The sequence below is a fragment of the Synechococcus sp. LTW-R genome, from assembly GCF_014217875.1.
Taxonomy (GTDB): domain Bacteria; phylum Cyanobacteriota; class Cyanobacteriia; order PCC-6307; family Cyanobiaceae; genus Vulcanococcus.
Window position 1 is genome coordinate 2,265,607 of record NZ_CP059060.1, and the last position, 20,412, is coordinate 2,286,018.

Sequence of the window (20,412 nt, forward strand, 5' to 3'; positions counted from 1 at the left end):
AACGAACCGCTCGGTTGGTGTGCCTGGCCTCCTTCAGTTCAGTGATCCCCACCTCTTGGCGGATCCCGATGGCCTCTGCCGGGGTCGCCCCTCGATGGCCACCCTCGTCTATGGCCTTCGGCAGGCCCTGACGCAGATCAATCGGCGACCGGATCTCCTCTTGATCACCGGTGACCTCTGCCAGGACGAGAGCTGGGGTGGCTACCGGCGTCTGCTGGACGCGCTGGATCAGGTGGAGGCGCTTCGGCAAGTCCCCCTGGCCTTGACCCCCGGCAACCATGACCACCAAGCCTTGCTGCGTGCGGCCTTGGGGCGGCGGGCGGTGATTGCTCCGGCGGCCCTGGATGTTGGTGGGTGGACCCTGCTCGTGCTCTCCAGTCACCGCAGCGGTTGTGTTGCGGGTTTCCTCGATCCGCGGCAGTTGGATTGGCTCGAAGGGCAGCTGCGGGCGGCCCGTCAGCCCGTGGTTGTGGCCCTTCACCACCCCCCTCTGGCCATCGGTGACCCCGGCTTGGATCCCATCGCCCTGCAGGAGCCAGACCCCTTTCTGGGATGCCTGCGGCGCAGCCCAGCGCTGAAGGCCGTTCTGTTCGGCCACGTCCATCAGCACTGGCAGGGCGAGCTGCAGCGCACCGGTGGAGGCCCCCCGATCTCTCTCTGGGCCTGCCCCTCCTCGTTGGCCGCGTTCGCGGCGGTTCAGCCCTGCCCCCTTGAGCACTCGGATTGGCCCGGAGCCCGTTGGCTCGACCTGCAGGAGTCCGGAGCGGTGGTCTCCACCCTGCTGCGCTGGTCCCCCCTGGAATCTGCCTAGCCTTGGCGGACTTGGGGTTGACGCGGATCGTGGTGCGCTTGCTGCTGGCCCTGGCGCTCGTTCTTTTGGCGTGGCTGCCGGCGGCTCCGGTCCGGGCTGAGTTCGGCGGGACCTCGAACCACAGCTTCGTCTCGGCGGCCGTGAAGCGGGTGGGTCCTGCGGTCGTGCGGATCGATACCGAGAGAACCGTTCCCCGCCTTGGGCTGGATCCCTCCTTTAGTGACCCCCTGCTGCGGGAAATGTTTGGTGATCAGATCCCGAATAGCCGCGAACGCGGCCAGGGCTCCGGGATCGTGATCGATGGCCAGGGCATGGTCCTGACCAATGCCCACGTGGTCGATGGTGCCGAACGGGTTGAGGTGACCCTGGCCAGCGGAGAAGAACTCGAGGGCTCGGTGCTGGGCATTGACCCCGTGACCGATCTGGCGGTGGTCCGGATCGCGAAGACTCCTGGCCTGAAGGCGGCTCCCCTCGGCGATTCCAGTGCGCTGGACGTCGGGGATTGGGCGATCGCCTTGGGGACGCCCTACGGCCTCGAGCGGACCGTCACCCTGGGCATCGTCAGCAGCCTGCACCGCAACATCACCAGCCTGGGCTTTTCCGATAAACGCCTGGAGTTGATTCAGACCGATGCGGCGATTAACCCGGGCAATTCTGGAGGGCCCCTCATCAATGCCAGCGGCGAGGTCATTGGCATCAACACCCTGGTGCGTTCAGGCCCTGGGGCCGGACTGGGCTTTGCAATCCCGATCAACTTGGCGAAGGGCGTCGCGGCCCAACTGAGCCAAGGGGACTCCGTGGTGCATCCCTACTTGGGCCTGCAGCTGGTTCCCTTGAACCCGCGCTTAGCCCGCGACAACAACGCGGACCCGAATGCGTTGTTGCAGCTTCCTGAGCGAGATGGGGCGCTGGTGCAACGGGTGATTCCTGATAGTCCCGCTGACAGGGCCGGCCTACGGCGCGGAGACCTGCTGGTTCAGGCGGCGGAACAACAGGTCAGTGACCCTGGGGAGCTCTTGCGCCTGGTGGAGGCCTCCAAGATTGGTGATGACCTGCCGATCCGTGTGTTGCGGGGTGACGAACAGATTGATCTCGCGATCCGTCCTGAGGCGCTGCCGCATTCCTGAGGCCTGAGCTACGGTCTCGGCTCAGAGAAAACGGCGTGATGGCGGATCTGCAGGATCAAATGAAACAGGCGGTGGCGGCGGCTGCCACCGAGCAGATCCAGTGCGGAATGGTGGTGGGCCTGGGTTCGGGCTCAACGGCAGCCCTGATGATTCAGGCCCTCGGCGCCAAGCTCAAGAGCGGTGAGCTGCGGGACATCGTTGGCGTCACGACCTCCTTCCAAGGCGAGGTGCTGGCGGCCGAGTTGGGCATCCCGCTGCAGAGCCTGAATGCGGTCGATCGCATCGATTTGGCGATCGATGGCGCCGATGAGGTTGATCCCTTCTTCCAGCTGATCAAGGGCGGTGGCGCCTGCCACGTTCAGGAAAAGCTGGTGGCGGTTCGTGCCAAGCGCTTCGTGGTGGTTGTGGACTCCACCAAGCTTGTGGACACCCTCAACCTGGGTTTCCTGCTGCCGGTTGAGGTGATGCCCGGTGCCTGGCGTCAGGTGCAAGGTCAGCTGCGGGAGATGGGTGGTGATGCCCAGCTCCGCATGGCGGTCAAGAAGGCCGGTCCGGTGGTCACCGACCAGGGCAACCTGGTGCTGGACGTCAAGTTCAGCGGCGGCATTGGCGATCCCGTCAGCCTGGAGAAGGAGATCAACAACCTCCCCGGCGTGCTCGAGAACGGTCTGTTCGTGAACATCACCGACCAGGTGCTGGTGGGTGAGATCAACGACGGCGTCGCTGGCGTTCGCGACCTGGTTAAGCGCTGATCCAGGCTTCCAAGACCTCGGCCAATTGGCGATTGAGTTGATCGCAGCGCTTCCTCAGGTTGGCGCGGATGGCTTCCGGGGCTTGCACCCATGGCCCTGGCGACGTCAGATCGCTTTGGCCGTGGCGGATGAGAGCGTCGACCCCTTCGGGGGTTGTTTCCAGATGAAATTGCAGCCCGAGCGCTCGTCCGCGTCGGAAGGCTTGATGGGGGCAGGGTTCTGTACGGGCCAAGCTCTCGCAGTGCTCCGGCAGGTCGAAGCGATCCCCATGCCAGTGAAAGACCTCGCTTCCGGACTGGATGGGTAAAGCCCCAGCCTCGACCTCCAGGGGCCACCAGCCAATCTCACGGCTCGGGCCAGGGCGCACTTCGGCTCCAAGGGCCGAGGCCATGAGCTGGGCCCCCAGGCAGATCCCCAGCAGGGGCAGGTCTTTGTTCATGACCTGCTGCAGTAGCTCGCGCTCAGGGCCGAGCCACGGGTAGGACCGGGTGTCATGAACGCCCATCGGACCGCCCATCACCACCAGCGCTTCGAATTCTCTCAGGGACGGGAGGGGTTGCCCTTCAAACAAGGCGCAGGTTTCGACGCTGTGTCCATGGGCGCTGAGCCATGGGGCAATGGCTCCAGGTCCCTCGAAGGGGACGTGCTGCAGGACTGTGACGCGCACAGCCTCAACCCAGTCTCCGGCGGACCGACTCCGCGTGGCTGTGGAGTCCCTCGCTGTCAGCCAGGGTGCCAACGGCAGCGCCGGTGGCCTCAAGGGCCTGCCGGTTGAATTGAATCAAGCTCGTGTGGCGCATGAAGGTCTCCACGCAGAGCGCTCCAGCAAACCGAGCCGTGCCCGACGTCGGCAGGGTGTGGTTCGGGCCGGCGAGGTAGTCGCCCACGGCCTCCGGGGTCCAGGCCCCCATGAAGATCGCTCCGGCCTGTTGGATCTGTTCGGCCAGGGGCTCAGGCTGCTCCACCTGCAGTTCCAGGTGCTCGGGGGCAAAGCGGTCGCTGAGCTTCGCGGCCTCGTCCAGGTCGCCGCAGACCACGATCAAACCCCAGTCGTTGAGGGCCTGGCGGGTGATGGCGGCGCGGGGATGTCCCTGCAGCTGCTGCTCAATCGCGCCGGGAATGGCCTGCGCGAGCTCCTCGCTGGTGGTCAGCAGGATGGCCGCCGCCAGGGGGTCGTGCTCCGCTTGAGCCAGGAGATCGGCCGCGACATGCTCGGGGTTGGCGCTGGCATCGGCAATCACCAGCACTTCGCTGGGGCCCGCCAGGGAATCGATCGCGACCCGCCCATAGACCGCTTTTTTGGCCAAGGTCACATAGAGATTGCCCGGACCACTAATGACGTCCACCCGCGGGATGGATTCCGTGCCGTAGGCCAGCGCTCCGATGGCTTGGGCGCCACCGACCCGATAGATCTCGTCGATGCCCGCAAGGTGCGCGGCGGCCAGGACGGTGGTGTTGATGCGTCCGTCGGGACCGGGCGGGGTGACCATGACCACCCGCGGCACTCCAGCCACCTTCGCGGGAACGGCGTTCATCAGCACCGTGCTCGGGTAGCTGGCACGGCCTCCGGGCACGTACAGACCGGCACGCTCCACCGGCCGCCAGCGCCGGCCTAGGCGTTCGCCATGCTCGCCCGTGATGGCAAGGTCGTTGGGGCGTTGACGTTCGTGGAAGTCCAGGATCCGGCGGTGGGCCAGGGCCAGGGCCTCCTGCAGGTCTGGGGGCGTGGCAACCCAAGCCGCCTCGATCTCCTCTTGAGGGATGCGAAGGGGATCGGGGCGCACCCCGTCAAACCGCTCAGTCAGTTCAAAGAGCGCGGCATCGCCCTGCGAATGCACCTGCTCCAGGATCGCCTCAACCCGCTGGGCGACCTCGCGGCTTTGACCGCTTCCGGTGCGCTCGGCGATGGCCTCCAGCCGTTGCCCGGCCTGATGGGCGTCCCGCAGCAGCTCAATCTGCAGTTGCGGGACGGACTCGGCACGGCTTGGAGGGGAGCTGGCGGTCACGAAACCGTGGTGCGGCGGTGACTCTTCAAGCTAGTTGCTCGGCCCTTGGGAAGTGGTCCCCGGCCAGGGGGTAAGCTTGTCGACTGCTGAATCAGCGCCTTACCGTCTGTGGCCAATAACAAGTCGTCGAAGAAACGCATTGAGATTGCTGAGCGCAATCGCCTGCACAACCGCACCTACAAGTCTGCGGTGCGCACCCTGGTGAAGCGTTGCTTCGCCGCTTGCACCGCCTACAGCCAGGAGCCCGGCGATGCCGCCAAGCAAGCTGTTCAGTCGAGCATGAGTGCTGCTTTCAGCAAGATCGACAAGGCCGTCAAGGTCGGTGTGCTCCACCGCAACAACGGTGCACACCAGAAATCTCGCTTGAGCGCCGCTGTCAAGAGCGCCATCGAGCCCGCAGCGAAGGCCTGATTTTTTAGGTTGGATCCAAGGTCACCCTTGGATCCATGGCAGTTGCCGTCGCTCTTGAGAGCCTCCCGGCTCCTCTGATTGATAGTCACTGCCACATCGTCTTTCGAAATTTCGACGAAGACTTGGAGGAGGTTGCTCAGCGCTGGCGGGATGTCGGCGTCGGGCGCCTCCTTCATGCATGTGTGGAGCCTTCGGAGATCCCAGCGATCCGAGCGCTCGCCGATCGCTTCCCGGAGCTGCGTTACTCCGTCGGTGTTCACCCGCTTGACCCAGAGCATTGGGCGGCCGACACACAGCAGGTGTTGCGCGAGGCGGCTCAGGCGGACCCCCGGGTTGTGGCGATTGGTGAGCTCGGTCTCGATCTTTTCCGCGACAAAAATCTCGACCAGCAGCTGGCGATGCTGCGTCCCCAGCTCGACCTGGCGGTGGAGCTGGATCTCCCGGTGATCATTCACTGCCGCGATGCCGCCGAGCCGATGCTCAGCGAGTTGCGCGACCGCGCTGAACGGGGTGCCTGTCCCAAGGGCGTGATGCATTGCTGGAGTGGAACTCCGGAGGAGATGCAGGGCTTTCTGGAACTGGGCCTCTACATCAGCTTCAGCGGCAACGTGACCTTTCCGAAGGCCACCGATACCCACGCCTGTGCCCAAGCGGTCCCCGCCGACCGCTTCCTGGTCGAGACCGACTGCCCATTCTTGGCCCCCGTGCCGCGACGGGGGAAGCGAAACGAGCCGTCCTATGTGATGGCCGTAGCAGAGCGGGTCGCGGAGCTCCGTCAGGAGCCGCTCCAAACGGTCGCCTTACAGACCACCCACAACGCCTGTGCGCTGTTTGGACCCGCTCTTCACAATGTATGATGTTTCATTGGCCTGGCAGCGAGTCGTGATTTATCCGTGCTCGTTGCAGCCCGAAAGCGCTCACCGGGGATCTGGTGAGTTAGCCCATGACCAGTGGTGCGTTGTCTTTCCGGTGCGAGTTGTCGTTCCCTGCGGTTTTCAAGCGATCTGAATAGGCGCCTCAGCTGGCCAGTCGTCCCGTTTGGGGCGGCTGGCTCTGTCGTCTGTGTGGTGGTGTCGCGCTGACATCCCCCTTTCGTCTCGATCACTGCTTGGTTTCGAAACCGCTCTCCAGGCCCTCCGTTCCGTTTCACCCGTTCCTGCAGGTTCACCGCATGAGCAGCGCGATTCAGGTCGCCAAGACCGCCACTTACCTCCCCGATCTGGTGGAGGTGCAGCGCGCGAGCTTCAAATGGTTTCTGGAGAAGGGCCTGATCGAGGAGCTGGAGAGCTTCTCCCCGATCACCGACTACACCGGCAAGCTTGAGCTGCACTTCATCGGTAGCGAGTACCGCCTGAAGCGCCCTCGCCACGATGTGGAAGAGGCGAAGCGCCGTGACGCGACCTTCGCGTCTCAGATGTACGTGACCTGCCGCCTGGTCAACAAGGAGACCGGCGAGATCAAGGAGCAGGAAGTGTTCATCGGGGAACTGCCCCTGATGACCGAGCGCGGCACCTTCATCATCAATGGCGCCGAGCGCGTGATCGTCAACCAGATCGTGCGTTCCCCCGGCGTCTATTTCAAGGACGAGCAGGACAAGAACGGCCGCAAGACCTTTAACGCCAGCCTGATCCCCAACCGCGGTGCATGGCTGAAGTTTGAAACCGACAAGAACGATCTGCTGCACGTTCGTGTCGACAAAACCCGCAAGATCAACGCCCATGTGTTGATGCGGGCCATCGGCCTGTCCGATAACGACGTTCTCGACAAGCTGCGTCACCCCGAGTACTACCAGAAGTCCATCGAGGCCGCGAACGACGAAGGCATTGCCTCGGAAGACCAGGCCCTGCTGGAGCTCTACAAAAAGTTGCGTCCGGGTGAACCCCCCTCTGTGAGCGGTGGTCAAACCTTGCTGCACAGCCGCTTCTTCGACCCCAAGCGCTACGACCTGGGTCGGGTTGGTCGCTACAAGATCAACAAGAAGCTGCGCCTGGCCATCCCTGATGCGACGCGCACCCTCACCCCTGAGGACGTGCTCAGCGCGATCGACTACCTGATCAACCTTGAGCTCGACGTGGGTGGCGCCACCCTCGATGACATCGACCACCTCGGTAATCGCCGCGTTCGCTCCGTGGGCGAATTGCTGCAGAACCAGGTGCGCGTTGGTCTGAACCGCCTCGAGCGGATCATCAAAGAGCGCATGACCGTTGGTGAGACCGAGAGTCTGACCCCCGCGCAGCTGGTGAACCCCAAGCCCCTGGTGGCTGCAATCAAGGAGTTCTTTGGCTCCAGCCAGCTGAGCCAGTTCATGGACCAGACGAACCCTCTGGCTGAGCTGACCCACAAGCGCCGTATCAGCGCCCTCGGCCCAGGTGGTCTGACCCGTGAGCGCGCCGGCTTTGCCGTTCGCGACATCCACCCCTCCCACTACGGCCGGATCTGCCCGATCGAGACCCCTGAAGGCCCGAACGCTGGTCTAATTGGCTCCCTGGCCACCCACGCCCGCGTCAACGAGTACGGCTTCATCGAGACCCCGTTCTGGAAGGTCGAAGACGGCATCGTTCTGAAGCAGGGTGACCCCCTCTACCTCTCGGCTGATCTCGAAGACGAGTGCCGCGTTGCCCCGGGTGACGTCGCCACCGACGCCGATGGCCGGATCAAGGCCGATCTGGTCCCTGTGCGTTACCGCCAGGACTTTGAGACCGTGCCCCCCGAGCAGGTCGACTACGTGCAGCTCTCACCGGTTCAGGTGATCTCCGTGGCGACCTCGCTGATCCCCTTCCTTGAGCACGACGACGCCAACCGGGCCCTGATGGGTTCGAACATGCAGCGTCAGGCCGTGCCTCTGCTGCGCCCTGAGCGTCCCCTGGTCGGCACCGGCCTGGAGACCCAGGTTGCCCGCGACTCGGGCATGGTGCCCATCACCACCGTCAACGGCACGGTGACCTTCGTCGATGCCACCGCGATCGTCATCCGTGACGAAGAGGGCAACGACCACACCCACTACCTGCAGAAGTACCAGCGTTCCAACCAGGACACCTGCCTGAACCACCGCCCGATCGTCAAGCTCGGCGACCAGGTCATCGCCGGTCAGGTCCTGGCTAATGGCTCGGCTTGTGAGGGTGGCGAAATCGCCCTGGGTCAGAACGTTCTGATCGCCTACATGCCCTGGGAGGGCTACAACTACGAGGACGCGATCCTGGTGTCCGAGCGCCTGGTGCGCGACGACCTCTACACCTCGGTGCACATCGAGAAGTACGAGATCGAAGCCCGTCAGACCAAGCTGGGTCCTGAGGAGATCACCCGCGAGATCCCGAACGTTGCCGAGGAGAGCCTGGGCAACCTCGACGAGATGGGCATCATCCGCATCGGCGCCTACGTCGAAAGCGGCGACATCCTGGTGGGCAAGGTGACCCCGAAGGGTGAGTCGGATCAGCCCCCTGAAGAGAAGCTGCTGCGCGCGATTTTCGGTGAGAAGGCCCGCGATGTTCGCGACAACTCCCTGCGCGTTCCCAGCACCGAGCGTGGCCGGGTGGTCGACGTTCGGATCTATACCCGCGAGCAGGGCGATGAGCTGCCGCCCGGCGCAAACATGGTCGTCCGGGTCTATGTGGCCCAGCGCCGCAAGATCCAGGTCGGCGACAAGATGGCCGGCCGCCACGGCAACAAGGGCATCATCAGCCGCATTCTTCCCCTGGAGGATATGCCCTACCTGCCCGACGGCACACCGATCGACATCGTTCTGAACCCCCTGGGCGTGCCCAGCCGGATGAACGTCGGACAGGTGTTCGAGTGCTTGATGGGTTGGGCGGCATCCCACCTGGACTGCCGGGTCAAGGTGGTGCCCTTCGACGAAATGCACGGCCCTGAGACCTCGAAGAACACCGTTCAGGCCTACCTCGAGGCGGCCAAGTCCCAGCCCGGTAAGGACTGGGTCTACAACCCCGATAACCCCGGCAAGATCCAGTTGATCGACGGCCGGACCGGCGAGGCCTTCGACCAGCCCGTGACCGTGGGTTATGCCCACATCCTCAAGCTGGTTCACCTGGTGGACGACAAGATCCACGCCCGCTCCACTGGCCCCTACTCCCTCGTTACCCAGCAGCCCCTGGGTGGTAAGGCGCAGCAGGGCGGTCAGCGTCTGGGTGAGATGGAGGTGTGGGCCCTCGAGGCCTATGGCGCCGCCTACACCCTGCAGGAACTGCTCACCGTCAAGTCCGACGACATGCAGGGCCGCAACGAGGCGCTCAACGCCATCGTCAAGGGCAAGCCGATCCCCCGCCCGGGTACCCCCGAGTCCTTCAAGGTGCTCATGCGCGAGCTCCAGTCCCTGGGTCTCGACATCGCGGTGTACACCGATGCCGGCGAGGAAGTCGACCTGATGCAGGACGTCAATCCCCGCCGCAGCACCCCCAACCGGCCCACCTACGAATCCCTCGGCGTCGCGGATTACGACGACGACTGATTGCTGATCAACCCGGCCCACCCAACTGGGTGACCGTCAGATCCCTTCGTTCCTTCAGATCTCCGCGCGCTCTTAGGTCATGACCAACAGCAATCTCCGCACCGAAAACCACTTCGATTACGTCAAGATCACGCTCGCTTCCCCCGAGCGGGTCATGCAGTGGGGGCAGCGCACGCTGCCCAACGGTCAGGTGGTGGGCGAGGTCACCAAGCCCGAAACCATCAACTACCGCACCCTGAAGCCCGAGATGGACGGGCTTTTCTGCGAGAAGATTTTTGGCCCCTCCAAAGACTGGGAATGCCACTGCGGTAAGTACAAGCGGGTGCGCCACCGCGGCATCGTCTGCGAGCGCTGCGGTGTGGAGGTCACGGAAAGCCGGGTGCGTCGTCACCGGATGGGCTTCATCAAGCTCGCCGCTCCGGTGTCCCACGTCTGGTACCTGAAGGGCATCCCCAGCTACGTGGCCATCCTGCTGGACATGCCCCTGCGGGATGTCGAGCAGATTGTTTACTTCAACTGCTACGTGGTGCTCGACCAGGGCGACCACAAGGACCTGACCTACAAGCAGCTGCTCACTGAAGACGAGTGGCTGGAGATCGAAGACGAGATCTACGCCGAAGACTCCGAGATCGAGAACGAGCCCACCGTGGGTATTGGCGCTGAGGCGCTCAAGCAACTGCTCGAGGACCTCGATCTCCCCGTGGTGGCCGAACAGCTCCGCGAAGAGATCGCCGGTTCCAAGGGTCAGAAGCGCGCCAAGTTGATCAAGCGCCTGCGCGTGATCGACAACTTCATCGCCACCGGTGCCCGTCCCGAGTGGATGGTCCTGGATGTCATCCCGGTCATCCCCCCCGACCTGCGCCCGATGGTGCAGCTCGACGGCGGTCGCTTTGCCACCTCCGACCTCAACGACCTCTACCGCCGTGTGATCAACCGGAACAACCGGTTGGCCCGTCTGCAAGAGATCCTCGCCCCCGAAATCATCGTCCGTAACGAGAAGCGGATGCTCCAGGAGGCCGTTGATGCCCTGATCGACAACGGGCGCCGTGGTCGCACCGTGGTGGGTGCCAACAACCGTCCGCTCAAGTCACTGAGCGACATCATTGAGGGTAAGCAGGGTCGCTTCCGTCAGAACCTCCTCGGTAAGCGCGTCGACTACTCCGGTCGTTCCGTGATCGTGGTGGGTCCGAAGCTGAAGATGCACCAGTGCGGTCTGCCCAAGGAGATGGCGATCGAGCTGTTCCAGCCGTTCGTGATCCATCGCCTGATTCGTCAGAACATCGTCAACAACATCAAGGCCGCGAAGAAGCTGATTCAGCGCGCCGACGATGAGGTGATGCAGGTGCTGCAGGAGGTGATCGATGGTCACCCGATCATGCTGAACCGTGCACCAACCCTGCACCGTCTCGGCATTCAGGCCTTCGAACCCAAGCTGGTGGATGGCCGCGCCATTCAGTTGCACCCCCTGGTCTGCCCCGCCTTCAACGCTGACTTTGACGGTGACCAGATGGCCGTCCACGTCCCGCTGGCGATTGAGGCCCAGACCGAGGCCCGCATGTTGATGCTGGCGAGCAACAACATCCTGTCCCCTGCAACGGGTGATCCGATCATCACGCCTTCTCAGGACATGGTGTTGGGTGCCTATTACCTGACCGCCGAGCAGCCGGCGAGCAATAAGCCTGAATTTGGCGACCGCAGCCGTACCTTCGCGGGCCTGCGTGACGTGCTGAATGCCTTCGAGGACAAGCACCTGACCATGCACGACTGGGTGTGGGTGCGCTTCAACGGTGAGGTCGATACCGAAGGTGAGGCCAAGGAGCCTGTGCAGCAGGAGACCCTCAGCGATGGCACTCGGATTGAACAGTGGAGGTTCCGTCGTGATCGCCTCGATGAGGACGGTGCTCTGATCAGCCGTTATCTGTTGACCACCGTTGGACGCGTGGTGATGAACAGCACGATCATCGACGCGGTGGCAGCCGCCTGAGATCCCGGACGTTTTCAACCCCTAACTCCCTTTCTTCGCGCGCAGCCATGACCGCCACCCCCTCCAAAAAGACCAGCAAGAAGTCCAGCAAGAAGGCCGCAAAGGCTGAGGCTCCAGCACCCGCAAACGCTCCCTTGAGCAAAGCGGCTCCGACGTTCCGTAACCGGACGATCGACAAGAAGCAGCTGCGGAACTTGATGGCTTGGGCCTACAAGAACCACGGCACCGCCGCCACCGCTTCCCTGGCGGACGAGCTCAAGGATCTCGGCTTCCACTACGCCACCCAGGCCGCCGTCTCCATCTCCGTGGATGACCTGCGCATCCCTGGCGAAAAGGCTCGTTTGCTCGAAGAAGCCGAGCAACAAATCACGGATACCGAGGAGCGCTATCGCCTGGGTGAGATCACCGAGGTGGAACGTCACACCAAGGTGATCGACACCTGGACGGAAACCAACGAGCGTTTGGTCGAAGAAGTCAAAAAGAACTTCAACGAGAACGACCCGCTCAACTCGGTCTGGATGATGGCCAACTCTGGGGCCCGGGGAAACATGTCCCAGGTGCGTCAGCTGGTCGGTATGCGCGGTCTGATGGCGAACCCGCAAGGGGAAATCATTGACCTTCCGATTCGCACCAACTTCCGCGAAGGCCTGACGGTTACCGAGTACGTCATCTCCTCCTACGGCGCCCGTAAGGGTCTGGTGGACACCGCACTGCGTACGGCGGACTCCGGCTACCTGACCCGTCGTCTGGTGGACGTCGCCCAAGACGTCATCGTGCGTGAGGACGACTGCGGCACCACCCGCGGCATCCCCATCAACGCCGATGACAAAGGCCGCTATGCCGCCAAGCTTGTCGGCCGCCTGGCTGCCGAGCCCGTTCTCGATGGCGAAGGCAACCTGATCGTCGACCGTGACGGTGAAATCGATGCGGTGATCACCGGCCAAATCGAAGCCGCCGGTGTGCAGACCGTTGTGGTCCGTTCACCCCTGACCTGCGAAGCCGCCCGTTCGGTCTGCCGGAAGTGCTACGGCTGGGCCCTGGCCCACAACCAGCTGGTGGACCTGGGTGAAGCCGTCGGCATCGTCGCGGCCCAGTCCATCGGTGAGCCTGGTACCCAGCTCACCATGCGGACCTTCCACACCGGTGGTGTGTCCACCGCCGAAACGGGTGTGGTCCGCTCCCAGGTCGCCGGCACGGTTGAGTTCGGCGCCAAGGCTCGCGTTCGCCCCTTCCGCACCCCCCACGGTGTGGAGGCCCAGATCGCTGAGACCGACTTCCCGCTGACCCTGAAGCCCAGCGGCAGCGGCAAGACCCAGAAGCTCTCCATCACCGCCGGCTCTCTGCTGTTCGTTGCCGACGCAGCCGAGGTGGCCGCCGACACGATGCTGGCCCAGATCTCTTCCGGCGCGGCCGTGAAGAAGAGCGTGGAGAAGGCCACCAAGGACGTCATCTGCGACCTGGCTGGCCAGGTTCGCTACGAGGACGCGATTCAGCCCAAGGAGGTCACTGACCGCCAAGGCAACAGCACTTTCAAGGCCCAGCGTCTCGGCCGAATGTGGGTGTACAGCGGCGACGTCTACAACCTGCCGCCCAACGCCCAGCCGGTGGTCGCGGGCAACACCAAGGTCACCACCGGTGAAGTGCTGGCCGAAAGCCGCCTCGTGAGCGAATACGGCGGTGCCGTTCGCCTGCGTGAGAGCGCTGGCGACTCCCGCGAGGTCCAGATCGTCACCACGAGCCTGACCCTGAAGGACTGCAAGCTGCTGGGTGAATCCACCCATGCCGGTGAGCTCTGGCACCTCGAGGGCAAGGACAACATTCGTTATCGCCTCAACACCCACCCCGGCACCAAGATCGGTAACGGTGAGGTGATTGCTGAACTCGCCGACGACCGCTTCCGCACTCAGACCGGCGGCATCGTCAAGTTCGCCCCTGGCCTGGCCATCAAGAAGGCCCGTAGCGCCAAGAACGGCTACGAGGTCAACAAGGGCGGCACCCTGCTCTGGATCCCCCAGGAGACCCACGAAATCAACAAGGACATCTCCCTGTTGATGATCGAAGACGGTCAGTGGATCGAGGCCGGCACCGAGGTCGTGAAGGACATCTTCAGCCAGACCGCGGGCATCGTCTCCGTGACCCAGAAGAACGACATTCTCCGCGAGATCATCGTTCGCTCGGGTCAGCTTCACCACGTCTCTGACGCCAAGACCGTTGCCCGCTACAGCGACGGCAAGATGGTCAACCCCGGCGAGGAAATCGCCAAGGGTCTGAAGGCTGAGGCCATGGTCTTCGTTGAGGCCGTGGAGACCTCCGACGGCGGCGCGCTTCTGCTGCGTCCGGTGGAGGAGTACCGCATTCCCGACGAGGCCCACCTGCCGGATCTCGGCAGTGTCACTCAGAAGAACGGTCCCAGCCTAGGCCTGAAGGCCACCCAACGTCTGGCCTTCAAGGACGGCGAACTGATCAAGAGTGTGGAGGGTGTGGAGCTGCTGCGTACACAGCTGATCCTCGAAACCTTCGACACCACCCCCCAAATGACGGTGGACGTCGAGGCGGTCCCCGACAAGCGCGCTAAGACCATTGAGCGCCTCCAGCTAGTCATCCTCGAGAGCCTGCTGGTCCGCCGCGACACCCTCTCCGACGCCAGCCATGGCTCCACCCACACCGAGCTCTCCGTCAATGACGGTGACAGCGTGAAGGCTGGTGATGTGGTCGCCACCACCCAGATCCTTTGTAAGGAAGACGGTCTGGTGCAGGTCCCCGCCGTGATTGAAGGCGAGCCGGTCCGTCGTCTGATCGTCGAGCGCGAGAGCGACACCCGCACCATCGACCTGGGTTCGGCCAAGGCTCAGGTCAAGGCCGGTCAACGCCTCGTTGACGGCGACCAACTGGCGAAGGGTCTGCCCGCACCCTGCTGCGGTCAGGTGGAAAGCGTGGATGGCAGCACCGTCACCATCCGTCTGGGTCGTCCCTACATGGTGTCCCCGGACTCTGTCCTCCACGTTCGCGATGGCGAGCTGGTGCAGCGTGGTGACTCCCTGGCTCTGCTGGTGTTCGAGCGCCAGAAGACCGGTGACATCGTTCAGGGTCTGCCCCGTATTGAGGAACTGCTCGAAGCCCGTCGTCCCCGTGAATCCGCTGTGCTCTGCCGTAAGGCCGGCACCGTCGAGATCAAGCAGGGCGATGATGACGACTCCGTCAACGTGACGGTGATCGAAGGTGATGACTCCATCGGTGAGTACCCGATCCTTCTGGGCCGCACCGTGATGGTCAGCGATGGCCAGCAGGTCACCGCCGGCGAACTGCTGACCGACGGTCCGATCAACCCCCACGAGCTGCTGGAGTGCTTCTTCGAAGACCTGCGCAGCCGCAAGCCGACCCTGGAAGCGGCGATGGAGGCGATCTCCAGGCTCCAGTTCCGCCTGGTGCAGGAAGTTCAGAACGTCTACAAGTCCCAGGGCGTGACCATCGACGACAAGCACATCGAAGTGATTGTTCGTCAGATGACCAGCAAGGTCCGGATCGAGGACGCTGGCGACACCACCCTGCTGCCCGGTGAGTTGATCGAGCTTCGCCAGGTGGAGCAGGTCAACAGCGCCATGGCCATCACCGGTGGTGCCCCCTCTGAGTTCACCCCGGTGCTGCTGGGCATCACCAAGGCGTCCCTCAACACCGACAGCTTCATCTCCGCGGCCTCTTTCCAGGAGACCACCCGCGTGCTGACCGAAGCCGCCATCGAGGGCAAGAGCGACTGGCTCCGCGGCCTCAAGGAGAACGTGATCATCGGTCGCCTGATCCCTGCAGGCACCGGCTTCAGCGGCTTCGAAGAGGAGCTGCGCGCCGAGGCGGGTCCCCACCCGGACATCCTCGACGAGGACGCGATGAACTATCGCCGTCTGCAGAACCTGCGCCCCGACTACACCGTCGACATGCCGGCTGCCCCCAAGGCAGCTGATGCCGGCGCGATCCTCGACGATCCCTCCGAGGCCGATCTCGATGCCACCCGCAGCCGCCACGGCATCGAGGCCAGCACCAGCACCACCGCCGCCTTCACCCGCCCCACGGTGGAAGAAGGCCTGGAAGAGGAGCTGATCGCTGACCCGGAGGCCGTTCAGGGCCTGCAGAATGAGGGTCTGCTCGCCGACGAGTCATGATCCAGCCCAAGCTCGTCCCCCAGCGCCGGCTGCCGCGCTACGGCTTCCACACCCACACCGAACGACTGAACGGTCGTGTCGCGATGCTCGGCTTCTTTGCCCTGCTCGCCGTGGAGTACAAGCTGGGGCATGCGCTGCTGGCTTGGGGTTGATGCCCCAGGCCGCGACGCCACCGGAAGAGGCCCGTCCCCTCCTGGGGATGGGCCTCTCTGCTTTGGAGCAGTGGGCTAAGCAGCATGGTCAGGCCGCCTTCCGTGGCCGCCAGCTGCATGACTGGCTCTACGCCAAGGGGGCGCGCTCCCTTGACCAGGTGTCGGTCTTGCCTAAGGCCTTCCGCGATGCCTTGAGTGCGCAACCGCCGTCGGGCGCCTTCGATTGGATGGGGCGTTCGCGGGAGATCCACCGCAGCATCGCCAGCGATGGCACCACCAAGTTGCTGCTGGGCACCCACGACCATCTGAGCATCGAGACCGTCGGCATTCCCGCCGAGGGTCGCCTGACCGTCTGCGTCAGCAGTCAGGTGGGCTGTCCCATGGCCTGTCGCTTCTGCGCCACTGGCAAAGGGGGCCTGCAACGCTCCTTGGCCGTCCACGAAATCGTGGATCAGGTGCTGAGCGTGCGGGAGGTCATGGACCAGCGCCCGAGCCACGTGGTGTTCATGGGCATGGGTGAACCCCTGCTCAATGTGGAGTCGGTTCTCGACGCGATTGATTGCCTCTGCACGGACCTGGGCATGGCCCAGCGGCAGATCACGGTGAGCACGGTCGGTGTTCCCCGCACGTTGCCGCGGTTGGCGGAGTTGGCCCTGGAACGCCTCGGCCGCGCCCAGTTCACCCTGGCCGTGAGCCTGCATGCGCCGGATCAGCGGTTACGAGAAGAGCTGATCCCCACGGCCCATGCCTATCCGATCGAGGCCTTGCTGGAGGACTGCCGCCGCTACGTCGAGATCACCGGCCGGCGGGTCAGTTTTGAGTACATCCTCCTTGGCGGTCTCAACGATCAACCGCGCCATGCGGCGGCCCTGGCCCAGCTGCTGCGCGGCTTCCAGAGCCATGTGAACTTGATTCCCTACAACCCAATCCAGGAAGAAGAGTTCCAGCGCCCCACGCCCCAAGCCGTGGAAGCCTTCCGCCGGGCCCTGATGGACCGACATGTGGCCGTCAGCGTGCGCGCCAGCCGCGGTTTGGATGCCGATGCCGCCTGCGGCCAGCTGCGGCGGCGCCTCGAAGGAAGCCTCGAGCCTGCGTAGCCGTTGCCGAACAACTGAGGGAGACTGCCCTGCAGTGAAGGGCGGCCATGAGCAACGTCGATTGGGCGATCGTCATCGGTTATCTGGTGGCGAGCCTGTTCGTTGGCCTCTGGCTGGCCCGCCGCAACACCAGTGAGGCGGACTACTTCGTCGCGGGCCGTCAACTGAAGGGTTGGTTGGCGGGGGCCTCGATGGCGGCCACGACCTTCTCGATCGATACGCCTCTGTATGTGGCCGGTCTGGTGGGAGTACGCGGTCTCGCCGGCAACTGGGAGTGGTGGAGTTTCGGTGTGGCCCATGTCGCCATGGCCGTCGTCTTCGCTCCCCTCTGGAGACGCAGTGGGGTTCTGACCGACGCGGCCCTGACGGAATTGCGCTACGGCGGCCCCACCGCCGCCTGGTTGCGGGGCATCAAGGCGTTTTTGTTCGCCCTGCCGATCAACTGCATCGGCCTGGGCTATGCCTTTTTGGCCATGGCCAAGGTCAGTGAGGCCCTGGGTCTGGCCCCGACCCCCCAGGCGAAGGTGACCCTCCTGGCCATCGTCGCCCTGCTGGTCTTGATCTACACGGCGGCCGGCGGACTCTGGGCCGTGGTCGTCACGGACATGCTGCAGCTGGTTCTGGCGTTGCTCGGTGCGATCGCCGTCGCGGTGGCAGCGGTCCATGCGGCCGGCGGTATGGATGCCCTGCTCGAGAGCATCCGCGGTCTGGCCCGGCCGGAGCTGTTGTCTCTGGTGCCCTGGCAGGTCGAGGGGGGACGGCTGCAGTGGCTCGACGGGGCTGGGATTTCGATCGCCACCTTCAGTTCCTACTTGGCCTTGCAGTGGTGGAGCTTCCGCCGCAGTGATGGCGGCGGTGAATTCATTCAGCGTTTGCTCGCCACCCGCGATGAGCGGGAAGCCCGCACCGCCGGCTGGGTCTTTCTGGCCGTGAACTACGTCCTGCGCAGCTGGCCCTGGATCGTGGTGGCGCTTGCCGCGGTGGTGCTGCTGCCCGATCAGACCGACTGGGAGCAGAGCTATCCGCTGCTCGCGGTTCAGCTCTTGCCTCCGGTGGCCTTGGGCCTGGTCGTGGTCTCCCTGGTGGCGGCCTTCATGAGCACGGTGAGCACCTCGGTGAATTGGGGTGCCAGCTACCTCACCCATGACCTCTATCAGCGTTTTGTTCGCCCCCAGGCCAGCGAGAAGGAGTTGCTCCTGGTCGGTCAGCTGGCCTCGGTGCTGCTCGTGATCTTCGGGGTGCTCACCGCCCTGATCAGCAGCAGCATCGGCACGGTCTTCCGGCTGGTGATCGCCATGGGCACCGGCCCCGGCGTGGTCCTGGTGCTGCGCTGGTTCTGGTGGCGCGTCAATGCCGCCGCTGAATTGGCCGCCTTGCTCGGGGGCTTCTTGATCGGCTTCTCCACCTCCGTGGTGCCTGTCTTGCGCATCGAGGACTACGGCGTGCGCCTCCTGGTCACCACGCTGCTCACGGCCGGGCTCTGGCTGATCGCGATGTTGGCGACCCCGCCGGAATCGCCGGAGGTGCTCGAGCGCTTTGTGCGGCAGGTTCGCCCCCCCGGTCCGGGTTGGACCCAGTGGCGTCGTCGCACGGGTGTCATCGCTGATGAAACCCTGCCGGGTCTGATGCTCCTGCTGGTCGCTGGTTGTGCCCTGTTGTTTGGTGCCCTGCTCGGCATTGGCGGCTTCCTGCTGAAGCTGCAGCTCTGGGGGTGGAGCGGTTTGATCTTGGCGGTGGTGGGGGTATTGCTGCTTCGCCGGGGCAGCGGTCGCGTGCCGGCGGAGGGATGATGGCTGGACCGCTCAGCCCACGCCGTGCAATTTCTTCGCTCCACCCTGCTGCCAGCTGCGATTGTCCTGCTGTTTGGTTTGGCCCTCTTCGCGGTGAGTGCCCGCATCTGGCTCCCCGGCGATATGGCAGCCCCGGCGCCGGTTGGTTGATCGACTGAGCTGGGAACAGGGGCCACTACGATTGGCCCATGGCAGCCTCCCCTCTCGAGTCTCCTAAAGGCTCGTCAGACCTGGATTTCGACTCCGAGTTGCTGGAGCGGGAACTCGCTGAAGAGGATCTTGGCGACCCTCTCGATGAGCTGGATTCCGGAGAAGCCTCACCAGCTGCTGCAGCGGCCGAATGCGACCTGGGGTTGCGTCTGCTGGAGGGTGGCCACGATGAGCAGATGCAGGGGCTCCGAATTTTCTGCGAGCACAGAGATCCTCGAGCCCCTGAGAAGCTTCTGCCGCTGCTTGATGCCAGTTGTCCGATTCTTCGGATGAGCGTCGTTTACGCCCTCGGGCGGAACCCCGCGGTGCAGGCGCTGACGCCTCTGCTGCAGCTGCTTCAAAACGACAGCAATGGCTACGTGCGCAAGGCCGTGGCCTGGAGCCTGAGTAGCTATCCAGACGCTCCAATCATGAATCCGCTGATTAAGGCGCTGGAGACCGATATCTCTGCCGTTCGGCTTTGGGCGGCCAGCTCCTTGGCCGATGCGGGCTCCACCGGCTTGGCGAAGGCTGACCAGGCTGCCGGCCAGCTCCTGTTGGCTCTCAAAATTGATAGCGAGCCGGTGGTTCGTAGCAACAGCGCCTGGTCCCTGGGGCGTCTGTATGCCGACTTGGTGGAGCCCCGCCAGAAAGAGGTGGTGGAGGCGCTCTTGAACGCCATGCTCAATGACGCTGATTTGGCCGTCCGTGACGAGGCCCGAATGGCCCTCGAACAGCTTGAGGACCCGCTGGTCCTGGAGCGCTTGCAAACCCTCGTGGATGAGGGACTGCTGGCATAAGCGGCCGGCCCAGTCACTAGCCTGCTCCCGCGGCTAGCATCACCGGACCTGCCCGAGACTCGGGATGGCCCAGCAGACGATTCGTTTTCGCATTCGGCCCGACGGCCGCGTCGAAGAGGTCGTTGAGGGCATCGCTGGTCACGGCTGTGAGCAGCTCACCGAGCGGATTGAGGAGAAGTTGGGCGTTGTTCAACAGCGCCAGCCCACCTCCGAAGCCTTCCAGGGCCAAACCACTGCCGTCCAGCCCGAGCAGACCCTTTCGTCCCAGTTCTCCTGATGTCGCACTTCAGCACCGTCAAAACAGAACTGCGCGATCGCTCCGCTCTGATTGATGCCCTGAAAGATCTCGGCCATACCCCCACCGAGGGTGAGTGCCAGGTTCGTGGCTACCGCGGCCAGACCGTGACCGCTGAGCTGTCCGTCCCCACCGAGGGTGCCGGCGACCTGGGCTTCCGTTGGAACGCGGCCTCCGGGAGCTACGAGCTCGTGACCGACCTCGATCTCTGGAGTCAGCCGATTCCCGTTGAGCGGTTCCTCTCGAAACTGACCCAGCGCTACGCCCTGCGCAGCATCCTGGCCGCCTCGGCGCAAGAGGGTTTCCAAGTGGCGGAAGAGCGCCAAGAGCAAGACGGCACGATTGAGCTCGTCGTCACCCGCTGGGACGGCTGAACGTCACG

At 64.1% G+C, this 20,412-nt stretch carries 17 protein-coding genes; 15 read left to right on the forward strand and 2 right to left on the reverse strand.

Features of this window, described 5'->3' with window-relative positions; all coding sequences use genetic code 11:
* The first annotated feature begins 19 nt into the window (after positions 1–19).
* The 3 genes from H0O22_RS12520 to rpiA are packed head-to-tail and all read left to right on the forward strand — an operon-like array spanning position 20 to position 2,690.
* Entirely contained in the window at positions 20–811 is a 792-nt protein-coding gene (locus H0O22_RS12520) for a metallophosphoesterase (RefSeq protein ID WP_255439333.1), read from the forward strand.
* Positions 812–828: 17 nt separating this feature from the next.
* The gene (locus tag H0O22_RS12525; protein ID WP_255439334.1) at positions 829–1,938 is read left to right on the forward strand and encodes a trypsin-like peptidase domain-containing protein; all 1,110 of its coding nucleotides are present in this window, start codon (positions 829–831) and stop codon (positions 1,936–1,938) included.
* A gap of 38 nt (positions 1,939–1,976) precedes the next feature.
* Positions 1,977–2,690: a ribose-5-phosphate isomerase RpiA gene (gene rpiA / locus H0O22_RS12530; protein WP_185186946.1), complete on the forward strand. Its 714-nt coding sequence runs from the start codon at positions 1,977–1,979 to the stop codon at positions 2,688–2,690.
* Here rpiA and H0O22_RS12535 read toward each other — a convergent pair.
* Together H0O22_RS12535 and hisD are read right to left on the reverse strand one after the other, a co-directional pair.
* Positions 2,680–3,357 (reverse strand): type 1 glutamine amidotransferase, encoded by a 678-nt coding sequence (locus H0O22_RS12535; RefSeq protein WP_221625485.1) that lies wholly within the window; start codon positions 3,355–3,357, stop codon positions 2,680–2,682. The two genes, rpiA and H0O22_RS12535, sit on opposite strands and share 11 nt — an antisense overlap.
* A gap of 4 nt (positions 3,358–3,361) precedes the next feature.
* Positions 3,362–4,696: a histidinol dehydrogenase gene (gene hisD, locus H0O22_RS12540; protein ID WP_185186947.1), complete on the reverse strand. Its 1,335-nt coding sequence runs from the start codon at positions 4,694–4,696 to the stop codon at positions 3,362–3,364.
* 108 nt (positions 4,697–4,804) lie between these two features.
* On the opposite strand from hisD, the gene rpsT reads away from it, so the two are divergent.
* The 12 genes from rpsT to H0O22_RS12595 all read left to right on the forward strand — a co-directional run bounded on the left by rpsT (position 4,805) and on the right by H0O22_RS12595 (position 20,404).
* Entirely contained in the window at positions 4,805–5,107 is a 303-nt protein-coding gene (gene rpsT / locus H0O22_RS12545; protein WP_185186948.1) for a 30S ribosomal protein S20, read from the forward strand.
* A 35-nt stretch (positions 5,108–5,142) separates the two neighbouring features.
* Positions 5,143–5,964: a TatD family hydrolase gene (locus H0O22_RS12550; RefSeq protein WP_185186949.1), complete on the forward strand. Its 822-nt coding sequence runs from the start codon at positions 5,143–5,145 to the stop codon at positions 5,962–5,964.
* A 314-nt stretch (positions 5,965–6,278) separates the two neighbouring features.
* A complete protein-coding gene (gene rpoB, locus H0O22_RS12555) occupies positions 6,279–9,569 on the forward strand; it encodes a DNA-directed RNA polymerase subunit beta (protein ID WP_185186950.1) in 3,291 nt (1,096 codons plus the stop codon).
* Positions 9,570–9,648: 79 nt separating this feature from the next.
* Positions 9,649–11,553 carry a DNA-directed RNA polymerase subunit gamma gene (locus H0O22_RS12560; RefSeq protein WP_185186951.1) on the forward strand — a complete coding sequence of 635 codons (1,905 nt, stop codon included), beginning with the start codon at positions 9,649–9,651 and terminating at the stop codon, positions 11,551–11,553.
* Between the two features lie 47 nt (positions 11,554–11,600).
* Positions 11,601–15,707 (forward strand): DNA-directed RNA polymerase subunit beta', encoded by a 4,107-nt coding sequence (locus tag H0O22_RS12565; RefSeq protein WP_185186952.1) that lies wholly within the window; start codon positions 11,601–11,603, stop codon positions 15,705–15,707.
* Entirely contained in the window at positions 15,704–15,859 is a 156-nt protein-coding gene (locus H0O22_RS12570) for a high light inducible protein (RefSeq protein WP_185186953.1), read from the forward strand. The genes H0O22_RS12565 and H0O22_RS12570 overlap by 4 nt, the downstream gene beginning before the upstream one ends.
* Entirely contained in the window at positions 15,859–16,956 is a 1,098-nt protein-coding gene (gene rlmN / locus H0O22_RS12575; protein WP_185186954.1) for a 23S rRNA (adenine(2503)-C(2))-methyltransferase RlmN, read from the forward strand. The genes H0O22_RS12570 and rlmN overlap by 1 nt, the downstream gene beginning before the upstream one ends.
* A gap of 47 nt (positions 16,957–17,003) precedes the next feature.
* A complete protein-coding gene (locus tag H0O22_RS12580) occupies positions 17,004–18,746 on the forward strand; it encodes a sodium:solute symporter family protein (protein WP_185186955.1) in 1,743 nt (580 codons plus the stop codon).
* A 24-nt stretch (positions 18,747–18,770) separates the two neighbouring features.
* Positions 18,771–18,896: a hypothetical protein gene (locus H0O22_RS13370; RefSeq protein ID WP_010315253.1), complete on the forward strand. Its 126-nt coding sequence runs from the start codon at positions 18,771–18,773 to the stop codon at positions 18,894–18,896.
* A gap of 38 nt (positions 18,897–18,934) precedes the next feature.
* On the forward strand, positions 18,935–19,735 hold the full coding sequence (locus H0O22_RS12585; RefSeq protein WP_185186956.1) for a HEAT repeat domain-containing protein: 801 nt from the start codon (positions 18,935–18,937) through the stop codon (positions 19,733–19,735).
* Between the two features lie 64 nt (positions 19,736–19,799).
* Positions 19,800–20,012, forward strand: a complete 213-nt coding sequence (locus tag H0O22_RS12590; protein WP_185186957.1) for a DUF2997 domain-containing protein — start codon at positions 19,800–19,802, stop codon at positions 20,010–20,012.
* The gene (locus H0O22_RS12595) at positions 20,012–20,404 is read left to right on the forward strand and encodes a DUF1257 domain-containing protein (RefSeq protein WP_185186958.1); all 393 of its coding nucleotides are present in this window, start codon (positions 20,012–20,014) and stop codon (positions 20,402–20,404) included. Before H0O22_RS12590 ends, H0O22_RS12595 begins: the two co-directional genes overlap by 1 nt.
* The last annotated feature ends 8 nt before the right edge of the window (positions 20,405–20,412 follow it).

Coding starts and splice junctions, on each gene's coding strand:
- H0O22_RS12585 (WP_185186956.1), top strand. CDS start 18,935: ATGGCAGCCTCCCCTCTCGAGTCTCCTAAAGGCTCGTCAGACCTGGAT.
- rlmN (WP_185186954.1), top strand. CDS start 15,859: ATGCCCCAGGCCGCGACGCCACCGGAAGAGGCCCGTCCCCTCCTGGGG.
- H0O22_RS12570 (WP_185186953.1), top strand. CDS start 15,704: ATGATCCAGCCCAAGCTCGTCCCCCAGCGCCGGCTGCCGCGCTACGGC.
- H0O22_RS12590 (WP_185186957.1), top strand. CDS start 19,800: ATGGCCCAGCAGACGATTCGTTTTCGCATTCGGCCCGACGGCCGCGTC.
- rpoB (WP_185186950.1), top strand. CDS start 6,279: ATGAGCAGCGCGATTCAGGTCGCCAAGACCGCCACTTACCTCCCCGAT.
- H0O22_RS12565 (WP_185186952.1), top strand. CDS start 11,601: ATGACCGCCACCCCCTCCAAAAAGACCAGCAAGAAGTCCAGCAAGAAG.
- rpiA (WP_185186946.1), top strand. CDS start 1,977: ATGGCGGATCTGCAGGATCAAATGAAACAGGCGGTGGCGGCGGCTGCC.
- H0O22_RS12550 (WP_185186949.1), top strand. CDS start 5,143: ATGGCAGTTGCCGTCGCTCTTGAGAGCCTCCCGGCTCCTCTGATTGAT.
- H0O22_RS12580 (WP_185186955.1), top strand. CDS start 17,004: ATGAGCAACGTCGATTGGGCGATCGTCATCGGTTATCTGGTGGCGAGC.
- H0O22_RS12595 (WP_185186958.1), top strand. CDS start 20,012: ATGTCGCACTTCAGCACCGTCAAAACAGAACTGCGCGATCGCTCCGCT.
- H0O22_RS12560 (WP_185186951.1), top strand. CDS start 9,649: ATGACCAACAGCAATCTCCGCACCGAAAACCACTTCGATTACGTCAAG.